Source organism: Veillonella absiana, from assembly GCF_032970865.1.
Lineage (GTDB): Bacteria > Bacillota > Negativicutes > Veillonellales > Veillonellaceae > Veillonella > Veillonella absiana.
In genome coordinates this window covers 136632-157716 of record NZ_JAWJZB010000001.1, presented here as the reverse complement: position 1 = coordinate 157716, position 21085 = coordinate 136632, and the positions used below count along the sequence as shown (strand labels likewise).

The following is a 21085-nucleotide window of genomic DNA, read 5'->3' as shown; positions in this document are numbered from 1 at the left end:
TTTTTGTTGAAACGGGAGTGAACTAAAAGTTGCTACGCCTGAACCTTTAGAAACTATCTAGGGAATCATTGAATAGGTAAAATAATATCTATACTACATTAGTAAAACTAATTTGATGATATAGCACAACTGGTATGGGGTGCGGTCAGCGATAAATATGGTCGTAAGATTCCATTATTATTAGGACCGGTATTATTTGTTATCGGTTCTGTAGGATGTGCCATGTCAACTTCGATGACAGAGATGGTGGTGTGGCGTGTATTCCAAGCCTTTGGCGCTTGTGTGGCCCCGATGCTCTCTCGTGCTATGATTCGCGATTTATTTGATCGCACCGAGGCTGCTAGTATGTTGTCTACATTGACCATGATTATGGCGGTAGTACCAATTCTTGGACCACTAGTAGGTGGTCAAATCATGGTCATTAGTTCCTGGCATGGAATCTTTTGGTTTATGGTGGCCTTAGGTGTCTTGTTAATGGTGTCAGTGGTATTTTTACCAGAAACACATGCTGCTGATAAACGTGCCACAGGCTCTTTAATGAATACCTATAAAAATTATTGGATTCTATTAAAAAATACATCCTTTATGAAATATACCTTGTGTGTAACCTTCTTCTATGTGGCGGCATACGCGTTTATTACAGGTTCACCTCATGTGTATATTGATTTATATAATGTGGATCCTACCAATTATCGGTATTTATTTGGCTTGAATATTGTGGGTGTTATGGTTGTCAGTGCCATAAATCGTCGCATGGTGAAAGCTTTTGAACTAGAAACTATTTTAAAAATGGCCACATTAGTGGCTATGTCGGCAGCTATTATTGCTGTGGCTCTTGTATGGTTTAATATTGGTGGTATGATGACCATCGTATTTGGTGTTTTAGTATTCTTTTCCTCTAACGGTATCATCCGGTATCATCGCAGCCGTAACAAATGCGATTGCCTTAGATAAAGCGGGTGATATGGCTGGTTCTGGTTCCGCTTTGATCGGTTCATTGCAATATGGTAGCGGTATTTAATTATGTGCCGACTTAAGGATAGATATTTGTAGTTATACATGCTATACTTTGAGTGTTATTTTATTTTTGTGATTATTCTTAGGTAATCACAGCATATTTTGGTCAAAGACCAATGTGACACTGGAGGTGTTATTATTAGTGAAAAATGTGACAATTCTTGGCGTTCCTATGGATTTAGGAGCTGGTAAACGAGGCGTTGATATGGGCCCATCTGCTATTCGATTAGCAAGTCTTGTAAAACGATTACAATCTATGGGGAAAATCGTGGAGGACCGAGGAAACATTCATGTTCCTGTGGGGTTGAACCGCGATAATGAAGCCATGAAGTATCGAGAGGAAGTCTTGACGGCTTGTCGTAGCCTAGCAGAGGAAGTTTATAAAATCTATCAAGAAGATAGTTTTCCATTAATATTGGGTGGAGATCATTCTATAGCCATGGGCTCTATTGCTGGTCTAGCTCGGAAAGAACCGGAGATGGGGGTCATTTGGATTGATGCCCATGCGGATTTCAATTCTAATACGACATCACCAAGTGGTAACATTCATGGTATGCCATTGGCGGTGAGTTGTGGCATTGGTGATCCTGAGTTCGTCGATATCGGCACGCCGGGACGAAAGATTGATCCGAAACGTGTTGTTGTTGTCGGAGCCAGAGATATTGATATGGGTGAGGTAGTCTTGTTGCGTCAACATGGGGTGAAAGTATATACAATGGAAGAAGTAGACCTGTATGGCATACAACACATCATGCAAGAGGCTATGCAATATTTGGAGAAGAATTGTTCATGTTTACATGTGAGCTTTGATATGGATGCTATTGATCCGTCTGAGGCGCCAGGAACAGGTACACCTGTTCGAGGTGGGTTAACGTATCGCGAGGCACATTTCATTATGAAATATATATCTACGTATGGAAACTTTGTTACCTCTTTAGAGGTGGTAGAGGTCAATCCTATCTTAGATATTCAAAATAAAACGGCTGAATTGGCGGTGGAATTAATTGAATCCGCTTTCGGCAAACGAATCATGTATTACTCAGATATTGATGAACTAGATTAGCATGCAGTTATCAGTAATCAGTAATCAGATAGCAGGTATTAGATACTAGATACTAGTTATTAGTTGCATTGTGAAAGTTTAATTTCATTAGAGTAAATACAGCCTTTTGTGCGATATAAGCGGGAGAATATAGGGCTAACAGACACATTAGAATTGCTACCTGATTCCAGCAAAATAGATTGCGATTGAAAACTTAACATATACCTTATGATATAATAATAGATATCAGTACATTAACTAAGAGCGGAGACGTATGGATACTTTCACTATGAATGGAATTAGTACATTTGGTGAAAGTCATACAAATACACATGTTATATAACTCTCAATTAGATACATTCATTGCCGTGGCAGAGGCAGGCAGTTTTTCAAAGGAAGCCAAGGATTTATTCATCTCTACGCAAGCGGTCATTAAACAAATCAATACATTGGAAACAGAACTCGATATGCGGTTGTTGGATCGTTCGCCGAAGGGCATTACGCTCACATTAGAGGGGCAGATGATTTTTAAAGAGGCGAAGTATTTGGTCCAATATAATGCAGAAGTTCTTCAACGGGCTTGCCAGTTAACATCGTGAATCAGATTGCGTTATTCGTGTGGGGATATCCCTAATCACACCAGAAACATTTATTACCGATTTGTGGCCGGATTTGATTGCGACCTGTGGTAGTCTAAATATGCAGATTGTATCCTATGAAAATAACCCCGAAAATGCTCGTGAGATTCTCAGCAATTTAGGCAAGGATATTGATATCGTGGTAGGCAATTATTCGGAAAAAACTAAGAATTATCCTGGTTGTTCCGCCACCTACCTCTATTATGTGCCACTCAGATTGGCTGTATCAAAACGTAATCCTCTCTCTCAAAAGGATTCGTTAACATGGGCGGATCTTGATGGTCATACGGTGTGGTTAAATTCAACATCTTGGATTGATGATATTACACAGATTAAAGAGGAAATTCTAGATAATCATCCGAAAGTTAAGATTGAAGAATTCCCATTCTTTGATGTACAAATCTTTAATAAGATAGTAGGTTCTAATGATGTGCTCGTTGGTGTAGATGCGTGGGAACCTTTCATCCACTGGTAACGATGAAACCAATGGAGTGGAAATATATTTCTCCTATGTGTATCTATCATAATGAACAGCCGTCTGAAACCGTGCAATATGTACTGGACAAGGCCGTATAAAAGGTGAAAACGGAACCCTAACATCTGAATCTAAAGTTCGTTGATAGTCTAAATATACAGCTCTTACTTGTAGCAATTATGCTAATGGTAAGAGCTGTTGTATTTTAGTGTTAACTAATAGTTCAAACCATACAATGACTAGTTACTTCTGTAGGTGCCTTAATCTAGATACAATAGAATCATAAGAATATGCATTGGTGAAAGTTTGCTTTCACCATTCGTTGTAATCAAATGAACTATCAGTTCTAGAGAAAGGATATTATCATGGAATGTATTACATTAAGCAATGGCGTTAAAATCCCTAAATTAGGTTTCGGCGTTTTTCAAATTCCTGCAGAGGAAACAGCACAGGCGGTGAAAGAAGCATTGGAGGTGGGCTATCGCCATATCGATACAGCACAGGCCTATGTGAATGAAACAGAGGTGGGTGAAGGGATTCGTCAATCTGGTGTGGATTGCAAGGATATTTTCCTAACCACAAAGGTTTGGATTTCTGAATTCGGCTATGAAAAAGCAAAAAAAATCTGTATATAAATCCATGGAACGTCTCGGTGTAGATTACCTTGATTTGATGCTCTTGCATCAACCATTTGGCGATTACTATGGTGCATACCATGCGTTAGAGGATTTATACGAAGAAGGCGTGCTTCGTGCCATTGGTGTATCCAATTTCTATCCGGATCGTTTGGCAGATATGGCATCCTTTAACAAAATTGTGCCTCATGTCAACCAAGTAGAAGTTACCCCGTTCTTCCAGCAAGTAGCGGCACAAGACAATATGAAAGACTATGGCGTTCAAATCGAAGCATGGGCACCATTTGCAGAAGGCAAAAATGATTTTTTCTTTAAAACCATTGGTGAAAAATACGGATCTATGGACTTAGCGATTATGGAAAATGGCCAATACAATAAGGATTGGGCAAAAATTCATAATATGCCAGAAGAGGCTGCTCAGGCTGCCGTAGATGTAAATGCTAAAAAGATGATTTCAGTCCACAACAGTAAATTTGCCTTAGCCCGTCATCAATGGACAGGATTTTGGCGACATCTCAAGGCAAACCATATGAATTTATGACACCAATGATTGGCGATAAAATCAGTTTGGATGATGGTACTGCTAGCACAGCTATTTCATTCCCAATTTGGTGGCGATAAATTTGCTTGACGACATGGATTTCGTCCTGAATGGCGAATCATCATAACATAGGGGAAACGATAGCAGTAGTTAAATTGAGGAGGACTTTATGAAACGAATCTTATTGGTACTAGTTAGTCTAATTATGGCCTTGGTCATTTGGGGTTGTAGTTCAAAAGCCGATAGTGCAGCACAACCAGCAAAGGTATCTACAGAAGCGGTAAAGCCTAATGGTAAGACATTAGTTGTATATTATTCATTGCCAATGACGTATGATCCAGCTAAAATGACTGAAAAAGAAGCTGATAATAGTGCAGTCATCAAAGATGGTAAAGTATATGGCAATACAGAATACTTCGCCAATGTTATTAAAGAAGCAAGTGGTGCCGATATTTTCCGTATTGAAACAGTGAAAATATATTCTGATGATTACCAAACATTGATTGCCGATGCAAAGGAAGAGCAACGTGTGAATGCACGTCCTGAAATGAAAGCCAATGTGCCTGATCTACCTCAATATGATACAATTTTCGTAGGCTACCCAAACTGGTGGGGCGATATGCCGATGGTATTGTACACATTCTTTGAAGCCAATGATTTCTCTGGTAAAACCATCATTCCATTTAACACACATGGTGGTAGCGGATTCTCTGATACTATCAATAGCATACAAAAACTAGAACCAAATGCTAAGGTGGTAAAAGATGGTTTGTCCATTAGCCGTAACGATATTAACGATGCAGCACCACAAATTCAAAATTGGATAAAATCCTTAGGATTCGGTAAATAATTCGACTTAGCTCTTATTTGTTGCCAAACCTTTTGGGACTTGTGATGAATAATTGAAAACCCTTGTTAGGACAAGCCTGTATGCTGTATTTGGCTAACAAGGGTTTTCTGATATATACTATATTATATTAGAAAGGAGCACCATGAAACGATATCTACATGTAGCACTGATTGTAGTGCTCTTACTATTGATGGCCAATCTACTAATTGGCATTGGTGTATTTCATGAATCCTTAGGCCTCATTATGGGCCTATTGGTGCTAGTACATTTAGTACAGAATAGAACCTGGTGGCAATCCCTATTTAAGGGCAAATACAATGTGCAGCGTTTTGTTTTAGTTCTACTGAATGTCGCGCTAGCCATTGGGATTGTTATCACTATGATTAGTGGCATCCGTATGTCCCATTATGTTATTCCCAATACGATATTCTTTAAACAAATGGGAACAATTCGATTGATTCACCACTATGCAGCCTATTGGGTATTTATCATTTGTGCGGCTCATGTAGGATTACATGTACCCGTTATTACCGGCCGATGGCCAGTATTAAAACGAGCACTGCAATCTCAGAATATATGGTTACAGGGAATTGTGGCATTGATTTGTTTATACGGTGCCTATGCGTTCTGGTATGAATCCTTATTTATGTACTTAACGTTTATATCGGACTTTGCATATTTTGATTTCGACCAACCAGTACTACTATTCCTATTCAACTATTTTTCTATCTTTATCTTAGTGGCAGCTATTTTCTATCGTCTCTTCGGCGTGCGTCGAAATGGGTAATTTTTGATGGTGAAAGTAGCTCATAAGGGAAACGTAAAAGAGGCATAACATGAACGATTTCATCTTTCAAAATACAACAAAAATCTATTTCGGTAAAGATCAATTGGGCCATTTAGGCGAAGAGGTTGGCGCTTGTGGCACCAGAGTATTGCTTGTTTATGGTGGTGGTTCAATAAAGGCTAATGGTATCTACGATGATGTGATGGCCGAATTAGAGCACGTTGGGGCCGAAGTATTTGAACTTTCAGGGGTAGAACCTAACCCGCGTCATACAACAGTTAATAAAGGTGCCGATATTTGTAAACGTGAAGGTATTGATATGATCCTTGCTGTAGGTGGGGGCTCTACTATCGATTGTGCTAAGGCCATTGCAGCAGCTACTTTCTATGATGGTGATTCATGGGATTTGGTGATTGGGAAGGCTGCTGTGACTAATGCTCTACCTATCGTGACAGTATTAACATTAGCGGCTACAGGTTCTGAAATGGATCCTGTAGGTGTCATCAGTAATATAGAGACTAATGAAAAATATGGGATTGGACATAGTTTATTGCAACCAAAGGTATCCTTTTTAAATCCGGAATATACATTTACTGTGAATGCATACCAAACAGCTAGTGGCAGTGTGGATATTATGGCTCATGTGTTTGATATGATGTACTTTACAATGAAACCTAAGTTTGATATGATTCATCGCATGGCTACAGAGGTATTGAGTACCGTTATTCAATATGCGCCGCTGGCCCTTAAAGAACCAGCAAACTATGAGGCTAGAGCTAATTTAATGTGGGCTTCCAGTTGGGCGCTAAATGGATTCCTCGGACGTAGTGGTGATTTTCCAACATGCCATAAAATTGAGCATGAATTATCCGCCTATTATGATATTACTCATGGTCACGGATTAGCTATAATTATTCCTCATTGGTTAACATATATTTTGACTGATGAAACAGCGCCTCAAATCAAAAAAATGGGCGTAGATTTATTCAATACTGATGAAAGTTTGAACGACATAGATGGTGCAAAAGTAGCCATTGCTGCATTGAGTACATTCTTCTTTGATACTTTGGGCCTAGATAGTAAATTGAGTGATTTAGGCATTAGCGATAAGGATTTTAAAGCCATGGCAAGGAATGCAGCTAAGGGTGGTACTTTAAAAGGGTTTATAGAATTGACGCCAGAAGATATAGAAAAGATTTTGATCGCAAGTTTATAAGGAGTAGTTCCATGAGTATTACCATTAGACCTGCAACAATAGATGATTTAGAAAACGTAAATCGTATTGAAAGTGAATGTTTCCCTGAGGCTGAGGCCGCAACGTATGATAGTTTGAAACGCCGTTTGCGTGATTTTAAAACATCCTACCTAGTAGCTGAAAAAGATGGTCGTATCGTTGGCCACGTAAATGGTTGTGTCACAAAAGAAACACATTTGATTGATGAATTATATTCCTCTAATGATTTGCATGACGAAGCAGCACCTAATCAAATGATTTTTGGATTAGCTACAGATCCCAAGGAACAACATCAAGGCATTGCCTCTAAATTAATGAAAGCTTACATTGACGTAGCGAAAGAACATAATCGTGAATCTATCATTTTGACATGTAAGGACCATTTGATTCCGTTCTATTGTAGTTTTGGATTTAAAGATAAAGGTATTTCCGACTCTACTCATGGCGGCGTGCAATGGCATGAAATGGTGCTAACACTAAAATAATAGAATTAGTATACATGGAATGGTTAAAAATAGAATGACTATAATGGTGGACGTTAAACGTATTATATGGCTATCTCTAGTCCTGTTACCATCGGCCATAATGTGTGGTTAGGCGGTAATTGTACGGTGCTACCAGGTGTTACCATTGGTGATAATTCCATCATTGCAGCTGGCGCCGTAGTGAGTGCCGATGTACCACCTAATGTTGTAGTGGGTGGGGTGCCAGCGAGGGTGCTTAAACAACTGTAGCATAGACAGAGAAAGACTCCATTTCGGAATATATCCGAGATGGAGTCTTTTTTATAGTAGATTGGGAAGTGATGAAACTTATTTTTCTACATTCGCAATGTTTACTATAATTTCAACAGCTTTTTTCATATCGTCTATGCATGCGAATTCATGACGGCCATGTAGATTTTCTACGCCGGCAAAGATATTTGGTGTAGGAATACCCATGAAGGAAATTTTAGAACCATCAGTGCCGCCACGGATTGGCTTGCAATCTGGTTCGATGCCAGCTTTTTTCATCGCGGCTTTCGCTACGTTCACGCATTCCATACGATCTTTGATGACATCGTACATGTTATAGTATTGGTCTTTTACGATAACTTCTACAACTTCACGGCCGTAGATTTCATTCAAAGTGCGACCAGCTTGTTCAAAAAATGTTTTCTTAGCTTCGAATAATTGTTTGTCGTGGTCACGGATAATGTAATTCATGCGACCAGTATCCACTTGTGTTTCCATGCTCATGAGCATAAAGAAACCTTCGCGATTATGTGTGTGTTCAGGAACGGCAGCACCAGGGAGCATGGCATCAAATTGCATTGCGAGTTTACCACAGTTGATCATGATATCTTTTGCTGTGCCAGTATGAACGGAAACGCCTTTTAACATTACGGTGCCGCTAGCAGCGTTAAATGTTTCATATTCGAGTTGGCCGAGGCTTTCACCATCGATAGTGTAGGCATAGTCCACAGGGAATTTTGATACATCGAATTTGTCCGCACCGACAGCAGAGCCCGTGTTGGACCCTCATAAGGAGTATAAGGAAATTAATGGATACGTAGTATTCTGGGGCTTATTCTTTGAAGCTATCTTTTCATTAGCAGTAGGCTATTTATGTTTGAAAATTGGTCAAACAGTAGATGCCTTTGCACCAGTATCCATTTTATCAATGGGGATAGCTATTATTTTCCATTGTAAAAATGCATTTGCAGAAACAGTTCACATTCAAGCTATTGCTAGTTCTGGTACTAGCTCTTTATGTGGTAGTATGTTTATTTTACCGGCATTATATATCTTGAATATTCAAGGTGTCTCTGCATTTGAAATGATTGTACCTATTTTATTAGGTGGTGTATTAGGTGTATTCTTCTCCGTCATGTTCCGTCGTTATTTTTGCGAGGAAATGCACTATGTGTATCCATATCCATCCGGCCGTGCGGCTGCCGAAGTATTGCTTAGTAGCGAAGGTAGCAAAGCTAAATTGATGATCGCTAGTGGTTTAATCGGTATGGCTTATGACTTTGTATTAAATACATTAGGGTGGTGGCAAGAGGTTATCAGTACAACAACATTTAGCTGGGGCCAAGCCATCCAATCTAAATTCAAACTAGCTATGTCCCTTGATAGTGATGCGGCTTTATTAGGCATTGGTTACTTCACTGGTTTACGTTATGCAGCGATTATCGCAGCAGGTTCTTTCTTCTCTTGGTTCATCGCGATTCCTATCGTGTACTACATGGGCGGCGACTTCCCAATGGTTGTGAAAGGTCAAGGAATCTTGTTGGCTGATGCACCAGTTCGTGCCGTATTCCTTGGCTATGTTCGTCACATTGGTATCGGCGTGGCTGGTAATTTCATGGCCGAATTGAAAGTAGCGTACCTCACAGGTGCGACACCTGCGAAAATGCAAAAATGGCAAGCCGTTGGTTGCGTATTGTCCGCAGTAGTTTCCGTAGGCGTTTTGGTATTGCTTAACGTGCATACGGCTTCGTTGGCGAAGGCGCGTTGAATGCTCCTCAAGCGAACGCTATGGCCGCTATCGTTGAACCATTGATGTCCGGTGGCGATGCTCCTTGGCCTCTATATATGGCTGGTGCTTTCTTCGCTATCGTATTATGGATGGTAAAAGTTCCACCTTTGGCATTTGCTCTTGGTGCGTACTTACCAATGGAAATCAACATGCCAGTTCTTGTTGGCGGTTTGATTAACTACTTAGTATCCACAAGCAGCGACGACGAAGACACTAACCGTCTACGCATGAGCGAAGGCGGTACTATCGATTCCGGTTTAGTAGCCGGTGGTGCTATCGGTTCCTTAATCAGTGCCATCCTTCGTATCGCTGGTGTTGACTGGTTCCTTGGTGAATGGGTTGAAACTCCAGGTGCTACCTACTTAGGTATGGTAATGTACATTTTCCTTTGCGGTTACATGTATAAATTTTCTATGAAAGTAAAAGCAAAAAAAGTCGTTGCTAAAGCGTAATATAGAGCCTATTTTCTCCATATGTTGGCAGTCTTCATAATCTAATATATTTTAAAATACTGAGTATTCAAAAAGAGCCCACTAATATATCTATTAGTGGGCTAGTGGGCTCTTTCTATAAGGGAGTGGTTAGCATCCAAATGATGTGCATATGCTATTATTTTGTGAATGGTTTTACATCTTTCACCGCGTCAGCAAGGGAAATAGGCGCATCGTTATTATCGATATCAAGTAAGATATAACGATCATTACCCATGCCTAATTCTTTCATATAGGATAATTGACGAAGACCGTGACGACTAATCATGCGTTCTTTCAAATCGTGATTATCCGATTCTTTCATAGCGAATACTAGGTCAACAGATGCTTGATCGATAGCTAAGATGTCTGTGGAACCCAAGATGCCTACGTTTGGTGTTACCACTGGTTGAGCATTTACGCCTTCACAGTCACAAGAAACGGACATATTGCGCATTACGTTGATATAGGAAATGTTATCGCCGAAATGTTCAAGCGTAGCCTTAGTGGATTCGCTGATGCGTTCCATCAATTCTTCTTCAGCAATATCCCATTGGCTATTTCGGCTATGAATCATTTTTTTACCAATGTGACCATCTGCATTACCGATACCAATATTTTTATTGGAACCGCCGAAACCGCCCATCATGTGACCTTTGAAATGAGTCAATGCCAAGAAGGAATCGTAATTGGATAACGTTTTACCCATGGACATTTCCGTGAACCATTTGCCACCTGTTAATGGGAACATAGCAGTGCCATCTTCGTCCATGATATCTACGGGTGAAAATGTCCAACCGTTAACTTCCAATGTTTTACGGTGATCTTCTGTTGTATAGCGGTCGCCTTCATAGTATGTATTCGTTTCCACAATTGTGGCATTAGATAGTTTTTGGTCGAATAATTCCTTAACCCATGGTGCCGGAATGATGTTAGGACCATGTTGTTCGCCAGTGTGTAATTTAACTGCGATTTTGCCAGTTAAATTAGTGCTGATTTTATCATAGATTTTAACAAGACCTGCAGGGGAGAGGTCACGTGTGAAATATACGACAGACTCTTTGCCAGTACGTTCGGATGGTGCAATATATTTGTCGCCATCTGTACCTGGAACTGGATTTGCTACATTACTAGCCGCAGCTGCTGTATTTGTGATTGGTTCGTTTGTTGTCTTAGTCAAGATGTTCGCCCCCATTAATCCTACCGCGCCAAGGCCGGCAGATTTTAAAAAATCTCTACGTTTCATCGGAGTTTCCTCCTTTTCTATATTATACAACTAAATCTAGTATAATTATAACTCTTTTTGGTGAAAGCAAATAATACTTTCTATACATGATTTATTATAGTTTAGAGGATTGGTAAGGCGGCATATTGCCTCATAAAATACCATCTTATCATTTATGCCTGATTTCTATAATCTTATTTTATAACATGGGAAATGATTATAGGATTTTTTTATAACGAATTAAAACCTACAAGTGTAGTTGGAATTGTTGACCTCAAAGGTATGCTCTGTTACAATTAGACCAGTTAATACGATGGTACATGCGTTGAGATACACAGTGTACATTAGTTGAGAAATCGACTTGAGAGATACATAGAGATATCATTACGGAGGGAATTTGATGAAGAATAGACGTATAGTATGGATATTAGGAGTGCTCACATTAGCACTTGGATTGTTAGTGGCAGGTTGCGGAACATCTGCAGATAATTCAAAAGTATTGAAAGTAGGTACTGATGCTACCTATGCACCATTTGGTTTTAAAGATCAACAAACTGGAGATCTAGCTGGCTTTGATATTGATATCATTAAAGCCATTGCAAAAGAAGAAGGCCTTAAGGTAGAGGTTCAAAATTTGAATTTTGATGCATTGTTACCAGCATTACAAACAAATACATTAGATGTTGCTATTTCAGATATGACAATCTCTGAAGAACGTGCTAAACAAGTGGATTTCTCTAATTCCTACTATATCGCTGGCAGTGGTCTCGTAGTAAATCTAGATAACACGGATATTAAAGCGTTCTCTGATTTGCCAGGTAAACGAATTGGTGTTTCCATCGGTTCTACTGGTTCTGAAATTGCAAGCAAAATTCCAAATGCTCAAATTCGTGAATTCAATAATATCGTAGATGCATTCCTTGAATTGCAGAATGGTGGTGTTGATGTAGTAATCAATGATACACCAGTAAACGAATACTATGTAAATACAAAGGGTAAAGGTATTGCTAAAGTAGTAGGTGAAGATTATGAAGCCGCGCCACTTGGTATTGCTGTGAAAAAAGGGAACACTGAATTATTGAAAAAAATCAACGATGGCCTTGGCAAAATTAAAGCTAATGGTGAGTATGCAAAAATCTATAAAAAATGGTTTGATAAAGAACCACCTACAGAAAAATAATGACATACATATAGTTCATAGGTAATATAAATTTCGTTTAGCGAATATACAATGAACGATACTATAAACAAGGTAAAAGGCCCGCTGTGAGGTGGGCCTCTTGTCAGTATTAATACAAGAATGATTCGAGGTACATTATATGGCAACAATAACATCCAAATTTACAGATGCAGTACTTAGTAAAAAACAACTTGTCCTAGATGGGGCGTTCGCTACTGAATTAGAGTCCTATGGTTGTAATTTAAATGATCCATTATGGTCTGCAAAGGTTTTATTTGAGCAACCAGATCTTGTAAAAAAGGTACATAATTCCTATTTGGCAGCTGGTGCAGATATTATTGAAAGCTCCGGCTATCAAGCAACAGTAGTAGGATTCCAAGACAAAGGGTTTTCTCATTGTGAGGCTATTGAGCTTGTAAAATTATCCGTTCGCACTGCTATAGCGGCCCGTGATGAGTTTGTGGCAGCAAGTGGTCATAAGACTAACTCTGTGGAGTCTAATAATAGTGATTCTAATTGCACTGATCCCAATGGCACGGATTCCTATAGTGCTATTGATGTGCTAGATAACGGTCAATTAGCTACACCAATTGTAGCTGCTTCGGTGGGGCCATATGGTGCTTTTTTAGCGGATGGGTCTGAATATCGTGGTGATTATAATGTAGGAGATAATGTTTTAGTAGACTTTCACAAAGGACGTATTGCCTTGTTTGCAGAGGAGCAACCAGATGTATTCGCTTGTGAAACCGTACCGTCATTACAGGAGGCTAGAGCATTAGCCGAGGTATTATCGGATGAATTAGTGTCTAGAAATATTCCAGCTTGGATTTCATTCTCTTGTGCTGATGAGGAACACACTTGTGGCGGAGATCTAATTGAGGATTGTGCAGAATTTTTAGATACAGTTGATGCAGTGCAGGCTATTGGTGTGAACTGTACGCAACCTAAATATGTAGAGTCATTGATTCGTCATATTAAAGCAAAAACAAACAAAGCCATTGTGGTGTATCCAAACACCGGGGAATTGTATGATAATGTGAATAAAACTTGGTTTGGTGAGGCGGATGCTTTTGATCAATATGCAAAAACATGGGCTGAAGCAGGGGCACAAATTATCGGAGGTTGTTGTCGTACGGGCCTTAAGAATATTGGACGTATTGCGGAGTGGGCGCATAAATAAGTATTCCACATAATTTGAGATTCGACCGTGTGTGGAATAGCTACTGTATGAATATAGGGGACTTCGGGCAGTAGACTTTAATTATGACTAATAGGTCATAGGTGAAAATAGAGAGTAGTTGAGAAAAATGAGTTTTAGGACAGGTGTTCGAAAATGGCTTTACCATGAGGATAGTTGGGCCATGATTATCGCCTTGGGTTTTGCTGTGAGTACCACAGTTTTATATTTTTTAGGTGTAGATTTGCTAGTCTGGGTGAATGATATTAGTATTCGTAAATGGACGACGTTTAATGAATTACTAATCTTGCTAGAGTCACACGTAGGCTATTATTTCTTGCTCTTATTTGTCTTGCTTGGGGTGATGGGTGCGACCATGCCCATGAGCATGATTATGTCTGTTGGCCCTATTGCGGTTGTACAAGCCTTACTGGTGGGGATTATTGGATTTGCGCTAATGATGTTTATTGGTATCTATGTTTTTCGCATAGAACGCCGCTTGGTGGCTACCTTAGCGACGGCTATGGCGGTGGGAAATGTGACGGGGATTGTGGCTGGTGCGGAGGCATCTAAGGCTAAATTACGTGTCATTCGTACCGGGTTTGCTCTGTGTATTATTGGATCTATTATCTTATTGTTTCTACAAACGGCTATGACTGAGTACTTCGGCATTCCCCATTCTATTGCGGGGGCTTGGGCAGGATCTTCTACAGTGGCTGCCGTGGCGGGCTTTACTACAGTGGCCGCTATTGGATCCGATTCAGCTATGCAATCCTACACATTGGTAAAAGTAATCGGCCGTGATATGTCCGTTGTGATTTGGACAGTTTTAGTTGGTATCATCGCAGTTCGTTATTGGGAACCTACGAGTCCTCAGTATCGTGGTAAAACTAATGCTTTGGATATTAGCAATACTAGTAAATTGGCCATTGTGAAAGTTCACGCTGAAGAGTCGTTGGACAATAATTTATCTTTAGCACGAAAAGTATGGGACCGATTCCCTAGATTTATTATTGGTTTGTTGGGGGCATCTATATTATGCTCTATTGTTATTTATATTATGCTCTATTGTTATTTATATTTTGCCTAGTGAACAAGGGAAAGTATTTAACAACGAAGTTCTAGGCTTATTGAAAATAATTAGGAATTGGTTTTTTACCTTAACGTTTTTAGGAATTGGGTTTAATACTAAGATTGAAGATATTAAGGCCATTGGATGGAGGACGACAGCGGCGTTTATGTCGGTCCTAACGTTGGTAACCATCATTGGATATTTCTTGTCGGCCTATGTATTCGGGGAATTCTGGATGTCGCTATGAGGTTCGTGGCTAATTTAATAGAATACTAGAGGGACACAAAAAGCAGACATATCTAAAATTTCAACTCCAGCTCTTAGGCGCAATGTTAAAATTTCAGATATGACTGACGCCCGTTTATTGTATAAGTATTTTTGGGGTAGTATGCCGTGGGATGCGAGTTAGGTCTATCTAATAATTAGAGCATCAGGTTTTGTGTAGATAGACCTGCCTTCTATTCCCTAGGCAGGTGCCGAATGAAATACTTATACAATATTACAAGCATCCCTCCAGTAACTCCCCAACTGACAGGATACGTCGCCATTAACCACTCAAAAGTCGGATTCCATTCAAATATGGTGTATAACCATACGATTCGAACGCCACAAATACCGAGTAATGTGAGCATGGCTGGCATCATAGAGAAGCCGTAGCCACGCATGGCACCAGCATAAACGTCGATGATGGCTTGAATTGGTTCTAATAGAACGACAAACCACATTCGTTGTATTGTTAAATGAACAACGCTAGGATCATCGTTAAATACATAAATGATTTGATGGGCGAAAATCAGCACAAGGATACTGGTCACCGTAGTAAATACGAGGTTCAATATGAGGGCCCACTTTGTTATCTCTAAACAACGTAATATATTACGAGCGCCATAGTTTTGGCTGATGAATGTCGTTCCAGCTTGCCCAAAAGCATTAATGAGGCAGTATACGCAGAGCTCAATACTAGTTGATATTGACGATGCTGCCATCGCATCAGGACCTAGGCGATTGATGGATTCTTGAATTAATAGATTAGAAATACAAAATACCATGCCTTGCAATGCAGCAGGCCAGCCGATGCGTATGATTTCTTTCATCAATGGTGGATGAATGTGCAATTTTCGAAATGACAAGTGCAGTACGTCAGGAGCTCTTTTAAGTTTGACTAATAGGACAAGGGCAGACACACTGATGGAAATAACAGTAGCAAGGGCCACTCCAAATACGCCGTCGGTGAAAGCTTGTACAAACCAAATATTGAGGGTAAAGTTTAAAATAACAGAAAGAGCCAACCCAATGAGCGGGGTTTGGGTATCGCCACGACTTCGGAACATTGCTGCTTCAAAATTATACAAACTAATAGCCGGCATGGACCATAAATAGGTTTGCAAGTATGCGTCGGATAATGAAGCGATATGTGGTGGAACTTTCAATATATCTAGGTATGGCTGTGTCACGAATTGGCCTAAAATAGCGAGGGCAAAACCAGAAATCACAGCCAATAGCCATGAGGCGTGAACTGCATCATTTGCCTCTTGATGGCGCTTAGCCCCAATACATTGGGCGATAACTACGTTTGAGCCGAGCGAAAGCCCAATAAATAGGCAGATAAACATGATAATGAGCGGAAAGTTAGTGCCCACTGCGGCCACCGCATCCTTGCCGAGATACTGGCCGAGGATCATGACGTCGGCGATATTAAAGAGTTGCTCTAGAAATGCTGTAAATGCCAATGGGAGAGAAAATAATATTAACTTGTCCCATAAGCTGCCGTGCAGCATATCTATGCGTTGGGTGAATATAGACATGAGAGCCTCGATGATTAAAAAATAGAATTTAATTGGTTAGGATTTATTATATAGTGAAGACTTTCATCTCACTATAATAAAATCCTTTGCAATTTCTATGATTAATAGTAACATAAATAGATACATTACAACTATAGCCAAGCTGCAAAAGACGATTGGCGAGCAAGGAGAAACAATGAAGACATTATATAAAGTCATGGTATTGGGGGGGTATTAACAATATCTACTATGGTGATGCCAGTTATGGCGGAGGATATTGCTACAAATCAATTTGTCATTCCGACTACAATGCCACCATTGGAACCTTGTATAGAAAATCCAACTTTCACAGTTACAGATGCACCGGATTCCGTTGTGTCTAGCGTGAAGGATGGTATGGAAAATTTGCCGGTGTATGACCCCAATAATGATACGGCGCCGAAGGAATATTTGATGATCGTTGAGCCGCATCACAAGTTCCAAGAACCATTGAAGGTACGCCCTGAAACGGATGGCATTGTCATCCATCATGTGGCGATTCCAAGTGGAGATATTTCGTCTCAAGCAATTCATAAAGCCCATTTGAAGAATGGTTGGGCCGGCATTGGATATCATTTTGTGATTCGCAAGGACGGTACTATCGAACGTGGTCGCCCATTGAGCGTTGTGGGAACTCATGCACAAGGGGATAATTTGCATACTATCGGAATTTGTATGGCCGGGAACTTTGAAAAAGAATACGTGGGGCTGAGCAATATAATGCACTTGTAAAACTCGTAGCCGAGTTAGCTGACATTTATAACCTCGATGCGAGCACTGCCATCAGCGGTCATCGCGATCATAATGATACGACTTGTCCTGGTGAGCATTTGTATGAAGAGTTGCCCGATTTGCGCCTTGATGTGAAAGCTGAAATGACTCGCCATGAGTTTGAGCAGAAATTGGCTAATTTACATTTGGTGAGTGGTAAATAAATGTAATTGTATTGTTCTAGGAATATAGTGAATTCAAATGCTGTAATTTTGTTAGGACATACATAAGAGTATATAGAAACGAAGAAGCGCTGAATCTCGGTTGAAGGATTCAGCGCTTTCATTATATCCATTTTAATAGAGCAAGGTCGGTTATGCTTGGTACTGTTTAATATTATCTGCAATCATAACGGCTTTGAATTCAGTGGTTTCATAGCTTGCACCGCCGATTGGATAATATACGTCTTCTTTTAAAATCGCATCGAGAGCATCATAGTTTTGCGCTTGGGCAATGATGAGGCCTGTGTGATCTTCTAGTTTTGCACGTGTGGCCGCTTCGTTTTCTGGTTTACGGTCGCTATAGGATACGCCACTAGTGGCAATGAAACCGCCGAAGTTCATTTGTGTCAAAATACAAGTGGACTTCATTGGCGCGAGGTAATCTTCCAATGGGAATTTCATCATGCCGTCGTAAGCATAAGCGAAATCAGGGGCACCAGTTGTAAAGGATGCTACTAATGTTTTGCTTTTTAATGCTTCGCCAGTGGAACCGTGGGAGAAACCATGTTGGAATACTTGTTCCATCCAACGTTGCATCAATGCAGGCATGGAATGCCAGTAGAATGGGAATTGCAATACGATGATGTCTGCAGCCACTAATTTTTGTTGTTCTGCTTCGATGTCATATTCAAAATTCGAGTATTGTGAATCCAAATCGTCGAATACGGCATTTGGTAAATTTTGTTGTAAATCTTCAAGAATTTATTTTGTAGCTACAGAATCAACTACAGTGTCGTGTGCGGATACGATTAATACGTTTTTCATGTGTGTGTTCCTCCATAGTGAAAGTTAATTAAATTCCGAAACCACCGTCTACGGCAAAATCAGCTCCGGTTACATAAGACGCTTCATCAGATGCCACAAAGGCTACAAGAGAGGCGACTTCATCAACAGAGCCAAAGCGTCCTAATGGGACCATACGATTGATGATTTCTTCATGGGCACGCTTTTCTTCTTCGGATAAAGACGTTTTTTCGTAAATAGGTGTCCAGATAGGACCAACAGAAATAGAGTTAACGCGGATTCCGTCTTTTGCGAGTTCTTTAGCCCATACTTTGGTAAGGGATACAACGGCTGCTTTGCTGGATGCATAAACAGCCATATTAGCCGGTGGATTAGCAGCTACTGCAGAACCGATGTTAATGATGTTACCTTTGGACTGTTTGAGTAATGGTAATGCTTGGCGGGATAAATCGATGACACCGTATACATTGACGCGGAATGTACGATTCACTTCCTCCATAGTTTGTTGTTCTAACGGTGTCACAGGTGCCATACTAGCGTTGTTGATGACGATATCTAGTTGACCATATGTGCTTTCTACCGTTTTGATGACATTAGCTAAATCGTCGCTATTACCCACATCGGCTACGGAGTATTGGATATTATCGTGCATAGCTGCTGTTTCTTGCAATGGGCCTCCAGAGCGTCCTAGGATATGAACGCGAACGCCTTCGCTAGCCAAACGCAATGCTAACTCTTGGCCGATACCAGAACCGCCGCCTGTGATGATAGCCACTTTATTTTGTAAACGAGTTTGTAATGTGGTTTGTGTAGATGGAGCTGTCATTGTTGTATTCCTCTGATATAAATCTATTTATGTTACATGAATATGCTGAATTTGTTTGCATATCGCGGTGTTTTGTTCACCTGATGAGTTCATTATAGGAGAGGAATAGAGAAATGTATAATGCTTAGTTTGTGAAAGTAGAAATACATTTGTTGAATAACTAATATTGTTCTTGTAAATACTCAATGAATGCTTTCACCAATGGAGAAAGCGGTACCTGTCCTTTCCATACGAGGATAGAGGTTAATTCTAGCGGCGGATCTAACGGTAGGAATTTCATATCTGGAATATCCATTTCAGATTGAATGCCAGGGGCACCCCACGAATCCTTGGTATGGAGCGGATGTAATTATATTTGCTGAGGTCCACCGGCTCGAGGAGCAGGCCCATGTCGAGTGTGCCTTGATGGAGACGGTCCTGAATATTGCTGTTGTCGCCCGTGTACAAATCAAATGTCACTTGCGGGTGCAACTGCTGAAAGTTATGCATGTGCTGCGACAATTCCTGAACGCTGCGGAGCTCGCCACAACCGATGGAAATTTGCCCAGCCAACACCGTTTGAGGCAATAACTCGGCCCTCGTCTGCTCGGCCAGCTGTACCATTTCCTCCGCACGATGGCGCAACAAATGGCCCTCAGCCGTGAGATGAATGTTGTGATTGCTACGCGTGAATAGGGCGACACCTAACTCATCCTCAAGCTGTTTTAGTTGGCGCGACAACGTCGGCTGCGTGATGTGCAACAGTCCTGCTGCACGTGTTATATTTTCCTCGTGAGCTATGACGAGGAAGTATTCTCTATGCTTGCTACAGTTATGGCGATGTGCATGAGAAAATCAATTATGATATTGAAAACATATTGACCTACAATGTTGGAACAAGACCGTTTGATGGATTAATGTATAACGGAATCTTATTGGAGCGAAGCTTTCAAAATGTGCAATGTAGCGCTACTGATAAGGTTGATGCATCGCAGCTAGCAACAATGAATCATCATATGTGCTATCAAATGATATCACCCACAACAACATCTATGCATTGGAAAGAAGGGGAGACACTGGGCCGATGGTCTAATGTTTACTATGCTACCTCTTGTAATAGCGTACACGGATTTTGGTCGGCCATAGAGAAAGGTGAATTTATAAAACAAGATATGTCAAAGTCTGGATTTTATGGCATTGAATTGTCGCTAAAGGTACCCAATAAACGTCAAAATCTCCTATACAAGGGGAATCGTTTGAAACATTTGTTAGATGCGTTAATCGCTAGTTGTCATGCCTATATAGGTGATTATCTAGAGGGAATTTCAAAATGGTTGGCGATACGGACTGGTGATGGTATAGCTAGTATTCGAAACTCACTCGTTAGTGAAAGTAGAAATGTACTTGGGCAATACGAATTGCTTCGCTATAACTCAAAATCTGGACGATGTTTTTGGAATCCACGGGATAATGATTGTATGATGATCAAGATTCTCGTAGAGGAAGAAGAACGAACGGATGTTGAGTGGGGAGCTTTTTACTGTGTATTCAGATAAATATGAAGATGCAAAAGATTTAAAAGCATTACGTGATGCCATGAAACATGATGATGGCTTAAGATATGACTTTGATGAAGTAAAGCATACTTTAAAATGAGTGTTGTCATAGTGTGTTATTTAATTAATGTGTGTGTATTAGGTGGTGTGTATATGTTTAATTGGGAAGATGATTTTGATGAGATTATTTTAGAGCGAGGCCGTGGGTATTTTATAACAAATTATGTAAAGGACTGTGTGTTTGATGAGCTGAATCATACAATCAGTGCTGTAAGCAAAGGTAGTGAGCTGTATTAAGT

The 21085-nt window shown here is 40.3% G+C and carries 22 protein-coding genes and 4 pseudogenes; 19 read left to right on the top strand and 7 right to left on the bottom strand.

Going from position 1 to position 21085, the window contains the following annotated elements:
- Positions 1-120 precede the first annotated feature (120 nt).
- The 11 genes from RVY80_RS00805 (at position 121) to RVY80_RS00755 (ending at position 7953) form a co-directional block, all read left to right on the top strand.
- Positions 121-954, top strand: coding sequence for a Bcr/CflA family efflux MFS transporter (locus RVY80_RS00805; protein WP_317329378.1), 834 nt, complete (start codon positions 121-123; stop codon positions 952-954).
- Positions 955-1159: 205 nt separating this feature from the next.
- On the top strand, positions 1160-2080 hold the full coding sequence (gene rocF / locus RVY80_RS00800) for an arginase (protein ID WP_317329250.1): 921 nt from the start codon (positions 1160-1162) through the stop codon (positions 2078-2080).
- 311 nt (positions 2081-2391) lie between these two features.
- Positions 2392-2658, top strand: coding sequence for a LysR family transcriptional regulator (locus RVY80_RS00795; protein ID WP_295192922.1), 267 nt, complete (start codon positions 2392-2394; stop codon positions 2656-2658).
- Between the two features lie 19 nt (positions 2659-2677).
- Positions 2678-3172 carry a LysR substrate-binding domain-containing protein gene (locus RVY80_RS00790; protein ID WP_317329249.1) on the top strand — a complete coding sequence of 165 codons (495 nt, stop codon included), beginning with the start codon at positions 2678-2680 and terminating at the stop codon, positions 3170-3172.
- Between the two features lie 365 nt (positions 3173-3537).
- The gene (locus tag RVY80_RS00785) at positions 3538-3807 is read left to right on the top strand and encodes an aldo/keto reductase (protein WP_317329248.1); all 270 of its coding nucleotides are present in this window, start codon (positions 3538-3540) and stop codon (positions 3805-3807) included.
- Positions 3779-4348: an aldo/keto reductase gene (locus RVY80_RS00780; RefSeq protein ID WP_317329247.1), complete on the top strand. Its 570-nt coding sequence runs from the start codon at positions 3779-3781 to the stop codon at positions 4346-4348. The genes RVY80_RS00785 and RVY80_RS00780 overlap by 29 nt, the downstream gene beginning before the upstream one ends.
- A 169-nt stretch (positions 4349-4517) precedes the next feature.
- Positions 4518-5198: a flavodoxin gene (locus tag RVY80_RS00775; RefSeq protein WP_317329246.1), complete on the top strand. Its 681-nt coding sequence runs from the start codon at positions 4518-4520 to the stop codon at positions 5196-5198.
- A gap of 142 nt (positions 5199-5340) precedes the next feature.
- Entirely contained in the window at positions 5341-5985 is a 645-nt protein-coding gene (locus RVY80_RS00770; RefSeq protein ID WP_310746219.1) for a DUF4405 domain-containing protein, read from the top strand.
- A 49-nt stretch (positions 5986-6034) separates the two neighbouring features.
- Positions 6035-7201, top strand: a complete 1167-nt coding sequence (locus tag RVY80_RS00765; RefSeq protein ID WP_317329245.1) for an iron-containing alcohol dehydrogenase — start codon at positions 6035-6037, stop codon at positions 7199-7201.
- Between the two features lie 11 nt (positions 7202-7212).
- The gene (locus RVY80_RS00760; RefSeq protein WP_317329244.1) at positions 7213-7704 is read left to right on the top strand and encodes a GNAT family N-acetyltransferase; all 492 of its coding nucleotides are present in this window, start codon (positions 7213-7215) and stop codon (positions 7702-7704) included.
- A gap of 66 nt (positions 7705-7770) precedes the next feature.
- A complete protein-coding gene (locus RVY80_RS00755; protein WP_317329243.1) occupies positions 7771-7953 on the top strand; it encodes a DapH/DapD/GlmU-related protein in 183 nt (60 codons plus the stop codon).
- A gap of 78 nt (positions 7954-8031) precedes the next feature.
- Here the strand turns inward: RVY80_RS00755 and pepT are convergent.
- Positions 8032-8718, bottom strand: a pseudogene (pepT, locus tag RVY80_RS00750) (peptidase T); the annotation flags it as partial.
- Between pepT and RVY80_RS00745 the strand changes: the two are divergent.
- A pseudogene (locus RVY80_RS00745) lies at positions 8705-10194 on the top strand (OPT/YSL family transporter). The pseudogenes pepT and RVY80_RS00745 sit on opposite strands and share 14 nt — an antisense overlap.
- Before the next feature lie 157 nt (positions 10195-10351).
- On the opposite strand, the gene RVY80_RS00740 reads toward RVY80_RS00745, so the two are convergent.
- The gene (locus RVY80_RS00740) at positions 10352-11458 is read right to left on the bottom strand and encodes a DUF362 domain-containing protein (protein WP_317329242.1); all 1107 of its coding nucleotides are present in this window, start codon (positions 11456-11458) and stop codon (positions 10352-10354) included.
- Positions 11459-11837: 379 nt separating this feature from the next.
- On the opposite strand from RVY80_RS00740, the gene RVY80_RS00735 reads away from it, so the two are divergent.
- The 3 genes from RVY80_RS00735 to RVY80_RS00725 all read left to right on the top strand — a co-directional run bounded on the left by RVY80_RS00735 (position 11838) and on the right by RVY80_RS00725 (position 14884).
- The gene (locus RVY80_RS00735; protein WP_295188823.1) at positions 11838-12617 is read left to right on the top strand and encodes a basic amino acid ABC transporter substrate-binding protein; all 780 of its coding nucleotides are present in this window, start codon (positions 11838-11840) and stop codon (positions 12615-12617) included.
- Between the two features lie 139 nt (positions 12618-12756).
- A complete protein-coding gene (gene mmuM / locus RVY80_RS00730; RefSeq protein WP_317329241.1) occupies positions 12757-13797 on the top strand; it encodes a homocysteine S-methyltransferase in 1041 nt (346 codons plus the stop codon).
- Between the two features lie 127 nt (positions 13798-13924).
- A complete protein-coding gene (locus RVY80_RS00725; protein ID WP_317329239.1) occupies positions 13925-14884 on the top strand; it encodes a putative sulfate exporter family transporter in 960 nt (319 codons plus the stop codon).
- Between the two features lie 440 nt (positions 14885-15324).
- On the opposite strand, the gene RVY80_RS00720 is transcribed toward RVY80_RS00725, so the two are convergent.
- Positions 15325-16671: an MATE family efflux transporter gene (locus RVY80_RS00720; RefSeq protein ID WP_317329238.1), complete on the bottom strand. Its 1347-nt coding sequence runs from the start codon at positions 16669-16671 to the stop codon at positions 15325-15327.
- Between the two features lie 228 nt (positions 16672-16899).
- Here RVY80_RS00720 and RVY80_RS00715 point away from each other — a divergent pair, with 228 nt between their 5' ends.
- Together RVY80_RS00715 and RVY80_RS10180 are read left to right on the top strand one after the other, a co-directional pair.
- On the top strand, positions 16900-17421 hold the full coding sequence (locus tag RVY80_RS00715) for an N-acetylmuramoyl-L-alanine amidase (RefSeq protein WP_317329236.1): 522 nt from the start codon (positions 16900-16902) through the stop codon (positions 17419-17421).
- Positions 17388-17459 (top strand): annotated as a pseudogene (locus RVY80_RS10180) (hypothetical protein); the annotation flags it as partial. The gene RVY80_RS00715 and the pseudogene RVY80_RS10180, both read left to right, overlap by 34 nt.
- A 315-nt stretch (positions 17460-17774) precedes the next feature.
- On the opposite strand, the gene RVY80_RS00710 reads toward RVY80_RS10180, so the two are convergent.
- From RVY80_RS00710 to RVY80_RS00695, 4 genes and pseudogenes are all read right to left on the bottom strand, one after another.
- Positions 17775-18383 carry an NAD(P)H-dependent oxidoreductase gene (locus RVY80_RS00710; protein ID WP_317329377.1) on the bottom strand — a complete coding sequence of 203 codons (609 nt, stop codon included), beginning with the start codon at positions 18381-18383 and terminating at the stop codon, positions 17775-17777.
- 91 nt (positions 18384-18474) lie between these two features.
- Positions 18475-19251 (bottom strand): SDR family NAD(P)-dependent oxidoreductase, encoded by a 777-nt coding sequence (locus RVY80_RS00705; protein ID WP_317329234.1) that lies wholly within the window; start codon positions 19249-19251, stop codon positions 18475-18477.
- A gap of 276 nt (positions 19252-19527) precedes the next feature.
- The gene (locus tag RVY80_RS00700) at positions 19528-19902 is read right to left on the bottom strand and encodes a LysR substrate-binding domain-containing protein (RefSeq protein ID WP_411040686.1); all 375 of its coding nucleotides are present in this window, start codon (positions 19900-19902) and stop codon (positions 19528-19530) included.
- Positions 19891-20037, bottom strand: a pseudogene (locus RVY80_RS00695) (LysR family transcriptional regulator); the annotation flags it as partial. The gene RVY80_RS00700 and the pseudogene RVY80_RS00695, both read right to left, overlap by 12 nt.
- Positions 20038-20147: 110 nt before the next feature.
- Between RVY80_RS00695 and RVY80_RS00690 the strand changes: the two are divergent.
- Together RVY80_RS00690 and RVY80_RS00685 are read left to right on the top strand one after the other, a co-directional pair.
- Positions 20148-20786, top strand: coding sequence for a hypothetical protein (locus RVY80_RS00690; protein WP_317329232.1), 639 nt, complete (start codon positions 20148-20150; stop codon positions 20784-20786).
- Between the two features lie 153 nt (positions 20787-20939).
- On the top strand, positions 20940-21083 hold the full coding sequence (locus RVY80_RS00685; protein WP_317329231.1) for a hypothetical protein: 144 nt from the start codon (positions 20940-20942) through the stop codon (positions 21081-21083).
- Positions 21084-21085 lie beyond the last annotated feature (2 nt).